Source organism: Stenotrophomonas sp. CFBP 13718 (genome assembly GCF_014842145.1).
Lineage (GTDB): Bacteria > Pseudomonadota > Gammaproteobacteria > Xanthomonadales > Xanthomonadaceae > Stenotrophomonas.
The window spans coordinates 26508-41475 of the sequence record NZ_JACYVC010000007.1 but is presented as its reverse complement, the minus strand read 5'-3'; the positions used below and the strand labels follow the sequence as shown (position 1 = coordinate 41475).

Sequence of the window (14968 nt, the reverse complement as noted above, 5' to 3'; positions counted from 1 at the left end):
CTGACGCTGCGAAACGGAAGCCCCCATGGGTAGAGGTCCCTCGATTGAAGGCCGCAAGAACGCGTCTGACGCGAAACGCGGCAAGATTTTCACCAAGATCATCCGCGAGATCGGCGTTGCCGCGCGTGGTGGCGGAGGCGACCCCAACAACAACCCGCGGCTGCGCGTGGCGATGGACAAGGCGCTGTCGTCGAACATGTCCAAGGACGTGATCGAACGGGCGATCAAGAAGGCCACCGGCGAGCTGGAAGGCGTCGAGTACGAAGAAATCCGCTACGAAGGCTATGCGCCCGGTGGCGTGGCCGTGATCGTCGACTGCCTGACCGACAACAAGGTGCGCACTGTCGCCGACGTCCGCCATGCCTTCAGCAAGTGCGGTGGCAACATGGGCACCGAAGGGTCGGTTGCCTTCATGTTCAAGCGCTTGGGCGTGCTTCACTTCGCTTCCGGTGCCGACGAAGACACCATCACGGAGGCGGCCATCGAGGCCGGTGCGGACGACATCATCGTCTACCCGGAAGACGGCGCCATCGACGTCGTAACCGCCGCAGACAGCTACCATGCCGTGAAGGATGCGCTGGAATCGGGCGGCTTGAATCCCGATCATGCCGAGATCACCTTCCGCGCGGACAACGATATTGCCGTGGAGGGCGATACCGCCCTGCAGGTGAAAAAGCTGCTGGACATGCTGGAAGACCTCGATGACGTGCAGGATGTCTACTCCAACGCCGATCTCGGCGTGCACGCCTAGACCTGAGACCCCATGACCCGCATCCTCGGCATCGACCCCGGTTCGCAACGTACCGGGGTCGGCATCATCGACGTCGATGCGGCTGGCCGCGTTACCCATGTCCACCATCAGCCGCTGGTGCTGCTGGGCGCTGACGATTTCCCGCAGCGCATGAAGATCCTGGTGCTCGGCCTTGCCGAGCTGATCATCGAGTACCAACCGCAGGAAGTGGCCATCGAAAAGGTGTTCATGGCGCGCAACCCGGACTCCGCCCTGAAGCTGGGCCAGGCGCGCGGCGCCGCCATTTCAGCGGTGGTGATCCGTGACCTGCCGGTGAGCGAGTACGCGGCCAGCGAGATCAAGCTGGCCGTCGTAGGGCGGGGTGGGGCGGAAAAACAACAGGTCCAACACATGGTCGGGCTCATGCTCGGCCTGAAGACGAAGCTGCAGGCCGACGCCGCTGATGCGTTGGCCGTGGCCATCACCCATGCCCATGTACGGGCGACGGCCAACCGCCTGGGGCTCAGTGCCCGCCAGGCGTGGGGCCGGAAATGAGGAGCAACGCTGCATGATCGGTCGCCTGCGTGGAATCGTGGCTTACAAGGCACCGCCGTGGCTGGTGGTGGACGTCAACGGGGTCGGCTATGAGCTGGAGGCCCCGATGAGCACGTTCTATGACCTGCCCGACATCGGCCGTGAGGTGATCCTGTACACGCACTACGCGCAGAAGGAGGACAGCGTGTCGCTGTACGGCTTCCTGCGCGAGGGCGAGCGCCGCCTGTTCCGCGATGTGCAGAAGGTCAGCGGCATCGGTGCGAAGATCGCGCTGGCCGTGCTGTCGGCCGTGACCGTGGAAGAGTTCGTGCGCATGGTCCAGTCCGGTGACATCACCGCGCTGACCCGCATCCCGGGCATCGGCAAGAAGACCGCCGAGCGCATGGTGCTCGAGCTGCGCGACCGCGCTGCCCAGTTGGGCGCCGGTGGCGCATTGCCGTCCAGCAGCGGCCCCGCCGCGGCCGATCCGGTGTCCGAAGCCACCGTGGCGCTCCAGCAGTTGGGCTACAAGCCCGCTGAAGCGGCACGGATGGCGCGCGATGCGCATGCCGACGGCGACGATGTGGCCCAGGTCATCCGCAAGGCGCTGCAGTCGGCGCTACGCTGAGCTGAGCAGTCTTACTCCCCTTCGTTACCTCCACCGAGCCCTTCCATGTCCAGCCCTTCCAACGCGCCTGATGGCACTCATGGCCATGCTCCCACCGGGAGCAGCATGGCCCTGGTCATCGGCGCCATCGGTGTGGTGTTCGGTGACATCGGCACCAGCCCGCTGTACACGCTGAAAGAGGCGTTCTCCGGGCATTACGGGCTGACCAGCGATCACGACACCGTGCTGGGCGTGCTGTCGCTGGCGTTCTGGGCGCTGATCCTGGTGGTGACGCTGAAGTACGTCACCATCATCATGCGCGCCGACAATGACGGCGAAGGCGGGATCATGGCCCTGATGGCGCTGACCCAGCGCACGTTGCGCAAGGGGTCGCGTTCGGCTTACGTGGTCGGCATCCTGGGCATCTTCGGTGCATCGCTGTTCTTCGGCGATGGCGTGATCACGCCGGCCATCTCGGTGCTGGGTGCAGTGGAAGGCCTGGAAATCGCGGCCCCCGGCCTGCACAAGTTCATCCTGCCGATCACCATCGTGGTGCTGTTGGCGGTGTTCGCCGCGCAGCGCTTCGGCACGGAAAAGATCGGCAAGGCATTCGGCCCGATCACCACCGTCTGGTTCCTGTCGTTGGCGGCGATCGGCCTGTACAACATCGTCGATGCGCCGGAAGTGCTGAAGGCCTTCAATCCGTGGTGGGCGATCCGCTTCTTCATGGACCACGGCTGGCACGGGGTGTTCATCCTCGGCGCCGTCGTGCTGGCGGTCACCGGTGGCGAGGCGCTGTATGCGGACATGGGCCACTTCGGCGCCAAGCCGATCCGCCACGCGTGGTACTTCTTCGTGCTGCCGTGCCTGGTGCTGAACTACCTGGGACAGGGCGCGCTGGTGCTCGAGCACCCGGAAGCGGTGAAGAACCCGTTCTTCGAAGCGGTGCCGGACTGGGCGCTGTACCCGATGATCATTCTCGCCACGATGGCGGCGGTGATTGCGTCGCAATCGGTCATCACCGGTGCGTTCTCGGTGTCCCGGCAGGCCATGCAGCTGGGTTACATCCCGCGCATGCGGATCAAGCACACCTCGCACGACACCATCGGCCAGATCTACATTCCCGGCATCAACTGGGGCCTGGCGGTGATGGTCATCGGCCTGGTGCTCGCGTTCCAGAGTTCGTCGAATCTGGCGGTGGCCTACGGCATTTCGGTATCGGGCACGATGCTGATCGACACCCTGCTGCTGGCCTTGGTCGCGCGCAGCCTGTGGCCGAAGTCGCGGCACTGGATCGTCGCGCTGTGCGTGGTGTTCTTCATCATCGATCTGGGCTTCGTGATCGCCAACGGTGCCAAGCTGATGCAGGGTGCCTGGTTCCCGGTGGTACTCGGCATCCTGCTGTTCACCCTGATGCGCACCTGGCGTCGGGGGCGTGAGCTGCTGCGTGACGAGATCCGCAAGGACGGCATCCGCCTGGATACCTTCCTGCCGGGGCTGATGCTGGCGCCGCCGGTACGGGTGCCGGGCACGGCAGTCTTCCTCACCGCCGATCCGACGGTGGCCCCGCATGCGCTGATGCACAACCTGAAGCACAACAAGGTGCTGCACGAACGCAACGTGTTCCTGCACGTGGTCACCCTGCCGGTGCCCTACGCGGCGGAGGGCCAGCGGCTGAAGATCGAGTCGGTGGGGGATGATTTCCATCGGGTCTACGTGAAGTTCGGCTTCATGGAGACGCCTGACGTGCCGCTGGCGCTGATGCGCTCGTGCGACCACGGGGGCATCTACTTCGATCCGATGGACACCACGTTCTTCGCCAGCCGCGAAACGATCGTGGCGACGGCCAACCGCGGCATGCCGATCTGGCGCGACAAGCTGTTCGCGCTGATGCATCGCAATGCGGCGCCGGCGACCGGCTTCTTCCGTATTCCCGGCAACCGGCTGGTCGAACTGGGCGCGCAGGTCGAGATCTAGTTTTCTTCCGCTGCGCTCGACTTCGAAGCGGGAGCAACGGCAACGGCAACGGCAGAAGCAACGGCAACGGCAGAAGCAAAGGCAAAAGCCGCACGGCCGCATGTCGGCGGGGCGGGGTGGGTTGGCGGGGGACGGCAAAAACTGCGTCCTGCGTGCCTCGTTTCGTGCCATCCATGGCACTCAACGCCCNGCTACCGCTTTTCTTCTTTTTTTTTACGCGGCTGGCGGCCACGGAATGTGTCAGGGGGCCGGGCGGTGGGGCTGGGCGGGGGCGTTGAGCGCCATGGATGGCGCGAAACGAGCGCTACATGGACGTACTTGTGCGCGTCCCCCGACCAGCCCCACCGCCCGGATCCCAGCTGCAGCTTGAAAGCAGCCAGCCGCGAGGGGGTCTCACCCGTTCGACGGCCGCCAATCGCACGGGACGCGATCGATTTGCCGCATAATCACCGGATGACCGAGCACCGCATCATCGGCGCCGACGCCACCCGCGAGGATGACGCCGTCGACGCCAGCATCCGCCCCAAACGCATGGCCGACTACCTCGGCCAGGTGCCGGTGCGCGAGCAGATGGACATCTACATCCAGGCCGCCAAGGCGCGCGGTGACGCGCTGGACCACGTGTTGATCTTCGGCCCGCCCGGGCTGGGCAAGACCACGCTCAGCCATGTCATCGCCAACGAACTGGGCGTTGCCCTGCGCGTGACGTCCGGGCCGGTGATCGAAAAGGCCGGTGACCTGGCCGCGCTGCTGACCAACCTGCAGCCGCACGATGTGCTGTTCATCGATGAGATCCATCGCCTGTCGCCGGTCATCGAGGAAGTGCTGTATCCGGCGATGGAAGATTTCCAGATCGACATCATGATCGGCGAAGGCCCGGCGGCCCGCTCGATCAAGCTCGACCTGCCCCCGTTTACGCTGATCGGCGCCACCACCCGCGCCGGTCTGCTCACCGCCCCGCTGCGTGATCGCTTCGGCATCATCCAGCGTCTGGAGTTCTATACCGCCGAAGAACTGACGCGCATCGTGCGCCGCTCGGCAAAGATCCTCGGCATCGACTGCACGGCAGACGGGGCAGGGGAGATCGCACGGCGGTCGCGGGGTACCCCGCGTATCGCCAACCGGTTGCTGCGCCGCGTGCGCGACTACGCTCAGGTCAAAGCCAACGGGCACATCGATGAGGATGTGGCCAAGGCCGCGATGGTGATGCTGAAAGTCGATCCGGAAGGCTTTGACGAGCTGGATCGCCGTTTCCTGCGCACCCTGGTGGACTACTTCGAAGGCGGCCCGGTCGGCGTGGAGTCGATGGCGGCGGCGCTGTCCGAAGAGCGGGGGACATTGGAGGATGTGGTGGAACCGTATCTGATCCAGCAGGGCTTCCTGGTGCGGACCGCCCGTGGCCGGATGGCCACGCACCGCGCGTATCGCCACCTTGGGCTCAAGCCGAAGGTCGCCCCCGTGGATCTTTTCAGCGAGCCATCCGACAATGAGTGAGGCGCGGTTCAGTTGGCCGACACGCATTTACTGGGAAGATACCGACGCAGGTGGCGTGGTCTACCACGCGCGGTACGTGGCCTTCATGGAACGGGCGCGTACGGAATGGATGCGGGCGCTGGGCTTCGGCCAGGAGCGCATGCGCAGCGAGCACGGCATGGTGTTTGCGGTCCGCTCCATGGAGATGGATTTCATCAAGCCGGCAAGGCTGGACGATGCACTGGCGGTCACCGCGACGCTGGTGCAGTGCAAGCGTGCCAGCCTGGTCTTCGCCCAGCAGGTGCTGCGCGACGGTCAGTTGCTGCTGGACGCGAAGGTGAGGATTGCCGCACTGGATGCGCAGACCTTCCGCCCGCGCGGCATGGACGACGCGCTGCTGTTGGCGCTGAAACCACATCAACACCCTGATACTCCGAACAATCCTGATTTGCAGACTGAGGAACAACGATGATCGCAATGCTTCTGGGCCTGCAGGCCACGGTGGTCGAGGCGCTGCCGGAGGACGTCACCAGCGCCGCCGCCGAAACCGCCGCACAGGCCTCGCGCAGCGGCATCAATTACTGGGAGCTGATGACCAAAGCCAGCATCCCGGTGATTCTCATCGTGCTGCTGCTGCTGGCCGGCTCCTTCATCAGCTGGGTCATCATCTTCCGCAAGGCCCGTGTGTTCTCGCAGGCGACCCGCGAGGCCGACGAGTTCGAGAACCGGTTCTGGTCGGGCGCCGACCTGGGCAAGCTGTATTCCTCGGCCACCGACCGCAACCGCAGCGTGGCGGGCCTGGAGGCGATCTTCGAGGCAGGTTTCCGCGAGTACAACCGTCTGCGTGACCGTCGCGGACTGGACGGGCGTGCGTTGCTGGAAGGCGCACAGCGCGCCATGCGCACCACCTACACCCGCGAAGTGGACCGGCTGGAACGTAATCTGGAGCTGCTCGCCAACATCGGCTCCACCGCCCCCTACGTGGGCCTGGTCGGGACCGTGTTCGGCATCATGGTCACCATGCACGACATGGTCAACAGCGGCGAGCAGGCCGGCATCGCATCCGTCGCACCGGGCATCTCCGAAGCCCTGTTCGCCACGGCCATCGGTCTGTTCGTGGCCATTCCAGCCGTCTGGGCCTACAACCGCTTCACCACCCGCGTCGAGCGCATGGCGGTCCGGTTTGAAACGTTCGCCGATGAGTTCAGCTCCATCCTGCAGCGCCAGACCGGCGTAGACGACTGAACCCACCGAGGAGCCCGCCATGAGTGCTATCGGTCGCCGCAAGCGTCGCAAGCTCAAATCTGAAATCAACGTCGTGCCGTACATCGACGTCATGCTGGTGTTGTTGATCATCTTCATGGTCACCGCGCCGCTGCTGACGCTGAGCTACGACGTCGACCTGCCGCGTTCCAATGCCAAGGCACTGGACAGCAAGCAGAATCCGATCATCGTGGCCGTCCGCCAGGATGGCCAGCTCAGCCTGAAGCTGCCTGATGACAAGGAGCCCAAGGCCATGGGCGCCGAGGAGCTGCAGGCGCGGCTGGGCGGCATCGTGGCGCAGGACAAGGACGTACGCGTCATCCTGGCAGCGGACCGTGCCGTCGCCTACCAGAAGGTGATGGATGCCATGGACGCGTTGAAGCGCGCGAAAGTAGAAAAGCTCAGCCTGGCCAGCGATGCACAGTGACGCCCTGCCACCGCCGCGCAAGGAAGAGAGCGACTGGGGTTGGCCGGTTGGCTTGGCCCTGCTCATCCATCTGCTGCTCGCACTGATCTTCATCGTGGCCTGGCTGTGGTCGCCCGAGCGCTCCACCGATGCGGCAGCCGGCGATCCCGGCGTGCAGGCCGAGATGGCATCGGCCGCTGAAATGTCCGAGGCGCGTCAGGCGCTGCGCCAGTCCGAACGGCTGGAGACGCTGCCGGAGCCGATTCCCGAACCCATCGCCGAGCCCGAGCCGGTGCCGGAAGACACCGTACCGCCGCCGCAGCCGTTGCCCGAACCGCGCCCGATGGACGCGCCGACGCAGCAGCAGGCCCAAGCGCAGGAGCGCGTCGCGCAGCCGGACAAGGTCGACCAGGATGCGGTCAGCGCGTTGGCCATTTCGCAGGAAAAGGCCAAGCAGGAGCAGGAGGCCAAGCGTCGTCAGGAGCAGATCGATCTGACCGAGCGCAAGCGCCAGGAAGAGGCCGAGCAGCGCGCCCGACTGGCCAAGCAGCAGGAAGCTGACCGGCAGAAGAAGATTGCCGAGGATGAGCGCAAAGCCAACGAGACCAAGGCAGAGGCGGAGAAGCAGAAGAAGATCGCCGACCTGCGTTCACGCCGCGAGCAGGCCGAGAAGGAAGCGAAGCTGGCTGAGCAGCGGCTGCGCCAGGTCGCTGCCGCGAGGAATGCAGCGGCGGCCAGCTCGAGCGCCAGCGCCAATTCCACTGCGCAGCCGGCAGGTGGCGCGGGCGGAACCAGTGACGATCTGACCGCCAAGTACGCCGCGGCGATCCAGGCCAAGGTGCAGGATGCCTGGATCCGTCCGGAGAACATCGCCAGCGGCCAGCGTTGCCAGATCGTCATCACCCAGCTGCGTGGCGGCCGGGTGCTGTCGGCCAAGGTCGGCGCGAACTGTCCGTACGATGAGGCCGGCAAGCGCTCGATCGAGGCGGCGGTACTCAACGCGCAGCCGCTGCCCTATGCCGGCTTCGAGCAGGTGTTCAACCGCGAGCTGATCCTCAACTTCCGCCCGGATTGAGTGCCCCGGTAGTGACGGTCGCTGGCCGTCACAGGCTGCGGCCCAGCCTGTTGACGGCCAGCGGCCGTCATTGCCGGTGAGCAGCGACCTTGCTTTCACATGGGTCTGGTTCATGATTGCGAAACCATTCACCTCCATCCTGCTATCCCTCGCTGTGGTTCTTCGACTGAGCATTCCATGAAAAAGATGCCCCGCTGGTTCGTCGCGTTCGCGGCTTTGTTGCTTCCCTTCGCCGCGCTTGCGCAGCAGAAGGGCCTTGAGATCGATATCGTGGGCGGTAGTGCCTCTGCCACGCCGGTCACCGTGGTGCCGATGCCCTACGAGGGGTCGGCCGCTGCGCCGCAGACGGATGTAGCGTCCGTCATCCGTGCCGACCTGGACCGGTCCGGCCAGTTCCGCACCCTGCCCGAAGCCCAGATCGTCGAGAAGCCCACCCGCGGCGCGGACATCCAGTTCCCGACGTGGCGCGCGCTGAAGCAGAACTACATCGTGGTCGGCCGCGTGCAGGATGCCGGTGCCGGCGCCTACCGCGTCGAATACGAACTGTATGACGTGCCGAAGGGTGAGCGTCTGCTCGGCTTGGCAATGACCGCCCGCGGCAACGCGATGCGCGATGTGGCTCATCAGATGGCCGATGCCATCTACGAGAAGATCACCGGTGTACGCGGTGCCTTCTGGACCCGCATCGCCTATGTCACCGCCAGCGGTCGCGGCGATGCCATGCGCTATGCGCTGATGGTGGCCGACTCGGATGGCTACAACCCGCAGACGATCGTGCGCTCTGCCGAGCCGCTGCTCTCGCCGTCGTGGAGCCCGGATGGCGGCAAGCTGGCCTACGTGAGCTTCGAGCGTGGCAATTCGGCGATCTACATCCAGAACATCGCCACCGGCGCGCGTGAGCTGGTCACCAGCTTCCGCGGCATCAACAGCGCCCCCGCGTTCTCGCCGGATGGCCGCAAGCTGGCCCTGACGCTTTCGCGCTCGGGCAACCCGGAGGTCTACGCGATGGACCTGGGCAGCAAGCAGTTGACCCAGCTGACCAACCACCTGGCCATCGATACCGAGCCGACCTGGTCGCCGGATGGCAGCGCGGTGTACTTCACCTCCGATCGCGGTGGTCGTCCGCAGGTCTATAAGGTCTCCGCCAGTGGTGGCAGCGCAGAGCGCGTGACTTTCCAGGGCAACTACAACGCCAAGCCGTCGGTCTCCTACGATGGCAAGAAGATCGCCGTGGCGCAGGGCTCGGGGAACAGCTACAAGGTCGCGATGATGGACAGCTCGCTGGGCTCGCCGCGCTGGAGCACGCTCTCCACCGGCTCGCTCGATGAGTCGCCCAGCTTCGCGCCGAATGCCAGCATGGTGCTGTATGCCGCACGCGAGGGTGGTCGCGGTGTGCTGTATGCGGTGTCAGCCGATGCGCGCGTCCGCCAGCGCCTGGTGCTCGCCGATGGTGATGTTCGTGAGCCGGCATGGTCGCCTTACCGTACCAAGCGCTAAAAGAGTGTTAATATTTTCCTAGATTTACCCCATTCACCGGCTTAGGAGCCTCAAAGGTATCGCCATGAACAAGACCACCAACGTTCTGCTTGTTTCCCTGTTGTCCGTGGCCGTCCTGGCCGGTTGCTCGAAGAAAGTGAAGGAAGTCCCGGCCGAAACGACCGCACCGGCGACCACCACGCAGCCGTCGGGTCCGTCGACCTCCGGCCTGTACGGCCCGGGCGACCTGGACACCGACGCTTGCCTGCGCCAGCGCGTTGTCTACTTCGACCTGGACCAGGATTCGGTCAAGCCGGAGTTCCAGGCCATCATGGCGTGCCATGCGAAGTACCTGCGTGACCGCCCGTCCTCGCGCATCACCCTGCAGGGCCACACCGATGAGCGCGGTTCGCGCGCTTACAACCAGGCACTGGGCGAGCGTCGTGGTAACGGCGTGAACTCGGCTCTGGCTGCCAACGGCGGTTCGGCTTCGCAGCTGACCGTGGTGTCCTACGGTGAAGAGCGTCCGGTCTGCACCGATTCGGCCGAGTCCTGCTATTCGCAGAACCGTCGCGTCGAAATCGTCTACACCGCGCAGTAATACATGCGCATCGGCATCAATCTGATGCTGGTCGTGGCGGCAGCCTTCATGGCTGCCGCTCCGGCGTACGCGCAGCGGCAGAGCCTCGCCGACCGCGTTGGCACCATCGAGCAGCAGCTGTACAACAACAGTGCCAACCAGGACCTGTTGAACCAGATCACCGAGCTCCGCCAGCAGGTCCGGCAGATGCAGGGTACGATCGAACAGCTGCAGCACGACAGCGCACAGCTCAAGCAGGGTAACCAGGACGCTTTCCTGGATCTGGACGAACGCCTGAACCGCCTCGAAGGTGGTGCAGCGCCGGTCGTCCCCACGGCACCCGGCAGCAATGCACCGCTTCCGCCGGTTCCGGCTGTACAGCCACCCGCAGCGGCCACTTCCGAGCGGCCGCCTTCGGTACACGGTGATGCCGGCAGCCTGGCCGTCAGCGGTGATGAGCGCACGACGTACAACGTGGCCTTCGACGCACTGAAGGCGGGCAAGTATGACGACTCCGCGCAGCTGTTCCTCAGCTTCCTGGAGCTGTATCCCAACGGGGTATATGCCCCCAACGCGCTGTACTGGTTGGGCGAAAGCTATTACGCCACACGTAACTACCCGATGGCCGAGAGCCGGTTCCGTGAACTGATCTCGCGTTATCCCACGCACGACAAGGCATCCGGTGGCTTGCTGAAAGTTGGTCTTTCCCAGTTTGGCGCAGGCCAGGTGGAACAGGCCGAGCAGACCCTGGAAGGTGTCGTATCGCAGTACCCGGGCTCGGACGCCGCGCGCACCGCGCAGGATCGCCTGCAATCCATCCGGCTGGGCCAGCAGATCCGCTGATCGTGCCGCAGGATGCTTCACCAGTAGAGCCGGGCCATGCCCGGCTGCTCTCGTTTAAGAACACCAAGAAATCCGAATGCTCATTACGCCCGCCAACGCCGTCGCCACCCCCAGTGACATCGTTCAATCGCCCCTGTCGCGACTGAAGATCACCGAGATATTCACTTCGTTGCAGGGCGAAGCGGATACCGCTGGCTGGCCGACCGTGTTCGTGCGGCTGACCGGCTGCCCGCTGCGCTGCCAGTACTGCGATACCGCGTACGCCTTCCACGGTGGCACCTGGTGGGATATCGACGACATCGTCGCCGAGGTGCTCGCGCAGGGCGTGCGGCATGTCTGCGTGACCGGCGGCGAGCCGCTGGCGCAGAAGCGCTGCCTGATCCTGCTGCAGAAGCTGTGCGACGCCGGCATGGACGTGTCACTGGAAACATCGGGCGCGCTGGATGTGTCCGAGGTGGATCCGCGGGTGTCGCGCGTGGTCGACCTGAAGACGCCCGGTTCGGCCGAGATGGCCCGCAACAAGCTGGAAAACCTGCCGCTGCTGACGGCCCGTGACCAGGTGAAGTTTGTCATCTGCAGCCGCGAGGACTACGACTGGGCGAAGGCCATGGTCGTGGAGCATCAGCTGGCCGAACGCACCATGGTGCTGTTCTCGCCCAGCAAAGGAGAGATCACCGCACGTGACCTGGCCGACTGGATCGTGGCTGACCGCCTGCCGGTGCGCTTCCAGATGCAGCTGCACAAGATTCTGTGGAATGACGAGCCGGGCAGGTAACCGGCCACGTCGCCCTGCAACACCCCGGCGCGGGACAGCGTGCTGGCTCTTTCCCCCAACCGGATGATTCACCCATGAAGAAGGCAGTAGTGCTTCTCTCCGGCGGCATGGACTCAGCCGCCGTCATCGCGCTCGCCCAGGAGCAGGGCTTCGCCGTGCACGCCCTCAGCGTGCGCTATGGCCAACGCCACACCTCCGAGCTGGATGCCGCCGTGCGCGTGGCTGCGGCCCAGGGCGTCATCGTGCACAAGACCGTGGATGTCGACCTGCGCAGCATCGGCGGTTCGGCGCTGACCGCCGACATCGACGTGCCCGAAGCGGGCGGCGAGGGCATCCCGGTCACCTACGTGCCGGCACGCAACACCATCATGCTGTCCCTCGCGCTGGGCTGGGCGGAAGTGCTCGGCGCCAATGACATTTTCTGCGGCGTCAACGCGGTCGATTACTCGGGCTACCCCGATTGCCGCCCCGAGTTCATCGCCGCATTCCAGGCGCTGGCCAACCTGGCCACCAAGGCCGGCGTGGAAGGCGCAGGGATCACCGTGCATGCGCCGCTGCAGTTCATGAGCAAGGCGCAGATCGTCAGCGAAGGCGTGCGCCTGGGCGTGGACTTCGGGCTGACGGTGTCGTGCTACAACGCAGATGCCAGCGGCGCGGCGTGCGGTCACTGCGATGCCTGCCGCCTGCGCGCGCAGGGCTTCACCGATGCCGGTGTGGTCGACCCGACGCACTACGCCTGACGCTGCAGCACAGGGTGAGTGGCGGGGGTCGGGCTTTACGCGTTTACCCCCTTCACCCGGCCGCCTAAATCAGGGTAGAATGCACGCCCTCCGCTGCGAAGCGGGGGCAGCAATGGGCCGTTAGCTCAGTTGGTAGAGCAGAAGACTTTTAATCTTTTGGTCGATGGTTCGAATCCATCACGGCCCACCATTGCAGGCTTCACCATCAAAGCGCCCAAGTGGCGCTTTTTTGTTGCCTACAGGTGATCGAAATCGAAGCCCGACTGCTCAGGCATCCCCGACGAATCGGGCCTGCCGCGCGGCGCCAGATAGTTGATGACCGACCACAGCGCGTAGACCAGCGTCGCTGCGCCCAGCGTCCGCGCTGCCATCCGTCGCGTTCGCTGCACGACCTCCACACGTTCGTCCCGGCGGTTCGGCGGCAGCTCACGGTTCTGCACCATCAGCACCACCACCGGGTCGTGCAGTTCCATCACCGGCTTTCCGCTCGGAAGCTGCAGCACGATAGAAGGCCGTCGCATCGCGGGTCCGCTATCGGGGTGATGCGCACCGGGTGTGGCCTCCACGTTGCTTCTCTCGTTGGAAGAGAACACACGTTGGCAGGAGTCGGGTTGGGCGCGCTACCGGAAACCGCGCACCACGCTGAGGATTCGCAGTACTCGCTACTGCAACAAAGAGGGCTTCATGGCAGGTGCGGCGTCTCATTCAGAGCTGACATTGCAGGCGAGTATGGTCAAGACTGGTTCGGGAGGACAGCACACAGATGGCGAAGCATGAACGACAGGACATGGCTGAAATACGGTGGTTGAGTTTCAGGTTGCGCAATGGGCAGTCGATCGCACCCGCGAAGCTGCGCGCAGGTTGGGCGGCCGCTGCCGCTGTACCGGGGATCTCGGTCCGCCGTGAAGATATCGAAAGTGGCACCATCGTCTACGCGCTCTATGGGCCGAGCAGCCTCAATGCGCCACAGGTGGCCGAGATGCGCATGCGCCAGTTCCTCATGGACGAAGGCTACACCTTCACCATGGGTACGCTCGGCGCTCGCCCGGGCATCCGCCTGTAGACCCTCACCGCGTGATGCCGGGCCAGGCCCGGCGCACTGCGCTGCTTACGCGAGATAGCGACGGAACCAGGCGAGCGTCCTGTCCCACGCCAGCGTGGCGGCGGCCTCGTCATAGCGTGGCGTGGAATCATTGTGGAAGCCATGGTTCGTGCGGGGGTATACGTAGGCCTCGTACGTTTTGCCCGCCGCCTTCAGTGCCGCCTCGTAGGCTGGCCATGTCGCATTGACGTTGTCGTCTTTTTCGGCGAAGTGCAGCAGCAGGGGGGCGTTGATCTTCGTGACATCCTCCGGCCTGGCCTGACGACCGTAGAACGGCACTGCCGCGTCCAGTTCCGGATAGGCCACGGCGGCCGCGTTGGACACCCCGCCGCCGTAGCAGAAGCCGGTAATGCCGACCTTGCCGGTGCCCAGCGCTGAACTGCGCAGGTATTCAATGGCGGCGAAGAAGTCGTTCATCAGCTTCTGCGGATCCACCTGGGCCTGCAGTTCGCGTCCGCGCACGTCGTTGCCGGGGTAGCCGCCCACCGAACTCAGGCCATCCGGTGCCAGGGCAATGAAGCCGGCCTTCGCCACGCGGCGTGCAACGTCTTCGATATAAGGATTGAGGCCACGGTTCTCGTGCACGACCACAATGCTGGGCAGCTTGCCGGCTGCTTTGGCGGGTTTCACCAGATAGCCACGCACCTGGCCATGGCCGTTCGGTGAGGGGTACTGGATGTACTCGGCCACGATGTCCGGATCAGTGAACTGCACCTGCTGGGCAAGCGCGTAATCCGGGCTGAGGGATGCCAGCAGAGTGGTGGCCGTGACGCCGACCACGGCGAACGCTGCCGCACGATCCAGGAAATCACGTCGGCTCAGCCGACCGTGCACGTAGCCGTCGTAGAGCTCCAACAGATCGGGATGGAAATCCTTGGCAGTCAGTCGGGTCATGCGCGGCGCATCCGTTGGCAGGCAGGGAATGCTGAATCTACCACCGCTGGGGCATGGTCTGACGGCCTCAGGCGGCCTGCGGGGTGTCGTGGGCCATGCCTTCATGGGTGTGGCGGAAGCACACCCGGATGGCGTCCAGCAGCTCGCTCATGTTGTACGGCTTGGGCAGGAAGTGGATGCCTTGGTGCAGCAACGGCAGCACCTCGTGCTGGCACATGCCGGAGGTGACCAGAATGGGCAGGCGCGGGAACGCGTCACGCACCCGGTTCGCGGTTTCAATGCCGCTGATGCCGCCCAGGCAGACGTCGGTGAACAACAGGTCGAAGCGTTCGCCGGCATTGAGCAGGCCCAGCGCGGCTTCTGCCGAACTGACACCGACCACTTCGCAGGCCTGACTTTCAAGGGTAAGGCGGCTGAGTTCGAGGGTTTCCTCGGAATCTTCGATCAACAGCACGCGCGGCTGGACATTCTGCTTGGACAACAACATGACGCA

The 14968-nt window shown here is 64.8% G+C and carries 18 protein-coding genes and 1 tRNA gene; 16 read left to right on the top strand and 3 right to left on the bottom strand.

Going from position 1 to position 14968, the window contains the following annotated elements; all coding sequences use genetic code 11:
- The first annotated feature begins 25 nt into the window (after positions 1–25).
- From IFT58_RS12290 to IFT58_RS12220, 15 genes are all read left to right on the top strand, one after another.
- Positions 26–751 (top strand): YebC/PmpR family DNA-binding transcriptional regulator, encoded by a 726-nt coding sequence (locus IFT58_RS12290; protein ID WP_192081020.1) that lies wholly within the window; start codon positions 26–28, stop codon positions 749–751.
- Between the two features lie 12 nt (positions 752–763).
- Positions 764–1285, top strand: a complete 522-nt coding sequence (gene ruvC / locus IFT58_RS12285) for a crossover junction endodeoxyribonuclease RuvC (protein WP_188324736.1) — start codon at positions 764–766, stop codon at positions 1283–1285.
- Positions 1286–1298: 13 nt separating this feature from the next.
- A complete protein-coding gene (gene ruvA, locus IFT58_RS12280) occupies positions 1299–1892 on the top strand; it encodes a Holliday junction branch migration protein RuvA (RefSeq protein ID WP_188324735.1) in 594 nt (197 codons plus the stop codon).
- A 105-nt stretch (positions 1893–1997) separates the two neighbouring features.
- The gene (locus IFT58_RS12275) at positions 1998–3848 is read left to right on the top strand and encodes a potassium transporter Kup (protein ID WP_192081064.1); all 1851 of its coding nucleotides are present in this window, start codon (positions 1998–2000) and stop codon (positions 3846–3848) included.
- A 453-nt stretch (positions 3849–4301) separates the two neighbouring features.
- Positions 4302–5342 (top strand): Holliday junction branch migration DNA helicase RuvB, encoded by a 1041-nt coding sequence (ruvB, locus tag IFT58_RS12270; protein ID WP_188324734.1) that lies wholly within the window; start codon positions 4302–4304, stop codon positions 5340–5342.
- Positions 5335–5793 (top strand): tol-pal system-associated acyl-CoA thioesterase, encoded by a 459-nt coding sequence (gene ybgC, locus IFT58_RS12265; RefSeq protein WP_192095231.1) that lies wholly within the window; start codon positions 5335–5337, stop codon positions 5791–5793. The genes ruvB and ybgC overlap by 8 nt, the downstream gene beginning before the upstream one ends.
- Positions 5790–6566, top strand: a complete 777-nt coding sequence (gene tolQ, locus IFT58_RS12260) for a protein TolQ (RefSeq protein ID WP_192095229.1) — start codon at positions 5790–5792, stop codon at positions 6564–6566. The genes ybgC and tolQ overlap by 4 nt, the downstream gene beginning before the upstream one ends.
- A 19-nt stretch (positions 6567–6585) precedes the next feature.
- Complete coding sequence (gene tolR, locus IFT58_RS12255; protein ID WP_188324731.1) at positions 6586–7011, top strand: protein TolR; 426 nt, start codon at positions 6586–6588, stop codon at positions 7009–7011.
- Positions 7001–8065: a cell envelope integrity protein TolA gene (tolA, locus tag IFT58_RS12250; RefSeq protein WP_192095227.1), complete on the top strand. Its 1065-nt coding sequence runs from the start codon at positions 7001–7003 to the stop codon at positions 8063–8065. Before tolR ends, tolA begins: the two co-directional genes overlap by 11 nt.
- A gap of 177 nt (positions 8066–8242) precedes the next feature.
- A complete protein-coding gene (gene tolB / locus IFT58_RS12245) occupies positions 8243–9562 on the top strand; it encodes a Tol-Pal system beta propeller repeat protein TolB (protein ID WP_188324729.1) in 1320 nt (439 codons plus the stop codon).
- A 64-nt stretch (positions 9563–9626) separates the two neighbouring features.
- Complete coding sequence (gene pal / locus IFT58_RS12240) at positions 9627–10142, top strand: peptidoglycan-associated lipoprotein Pal (protein ID WP_188324728.1); 516 nt, start codon at positions 9627–9629, stop codon at positions 10140–10142.
- A gap of 3 nt (positions 10143–10145) precedes the next feature.
- On the top strand, positions 10146–10964 hold the full coding sequence (gene ybgF, locus IFT58_RS12235; protein ID WP_188324727.1) for a tol-pal system protein YbgF: 819 nt from the start codon (positions 10146–10148) through the stop codon (positions 10962–10964).
- 76 nt (positions 10965–11040) lie between these two features.
- The gene (gene queE / locus IFT58_RS12230; RefSeq protein ID WP_188324726.1) at positions 11041–11739 is read left to right on the top strand and encodes a 7-carboxy-7-deazaguanine synthase QueE; all 699 of its coding nucleotides are present in this window, start codon (positions 11041–11043) and stop codon (positions 11737–11739) included.
- A 74-nt stretch (positions 11740–11813) separates the two neighbouring features.
- On the top strand, positions 11814–12479 hold the full coding sequence (gene queC, locus IFT58_RS12225) for a 7-cyano-7-deazaguanine synthase QueC (RefSeq protein WP_192081024.1): 666 nt from the start codon (positions 11814–11816) through the stop codon (positions 12477–12479).
- A gap of 114 nt (positions 12480–12593) precedes the next feature.
- A tRNA-Lys gene (locus IFT58_RS12220) sits at positions 12594–12669 on the top strand.
- Between the two features lie 46 nt (positions 12670–12715).
- On the opposite strand, the gene IFT58_RS12215 is transcribed toward IFT58_RS12220, so the two are convergent.
- The gene (locus tag IFT58_RS12215; RefSeq protein WP_192095226.1) at positions 12716–12952 is read right to left on the bottom strand and encodes a hypothetical protein; all 237 of its coding nucleotides are present in this window, start codon (positions 12950–12952) and stop codon (positions 12716–12718) included.
- A 290-nt stretch (positions 12953–13242) separates the two neighbouring features.
- Between IFT58_RS12215 and IFT58_RS12210 the strand changes: the two genes are divergently transcribed.
- Positions 13243–13542: a hypothetical protein gene (locus tag IFT58_RS12210; protein WP_223202892.1), complete on the top strand. Its 300-nt coding sequence runs from the start codon at positions 13243–13245 to the stop codon at positions 13540–13542.
- A gap of 45 nt (positions 13543–13587) precedes the next feature.
- Here the strand turns inward: IFT58_RS12210 and yghX are convergent, their stop codons facing one another.
- Positions 13588–14475, bottom strand: a complete 888-nt coding sequence (yghX, locus tag IFT58_RS12205; protein ID WP_192095224.1) for a YghX family hydrolase — start codon at positions 14473–14475, stop codon at positions 13588–13590.
- Positions 14476–14542: 67 nt separating this feature from the next.
- Entirely contained in the window at positions 14543–14962 is a 420-nt protein-coding gene (locus IFT58_RS12200; protein WP_188324722.1) for a response regulator, read from the bottom strand.
- Positions 14963–14968 lie beyond the last annotated feature (6 nt).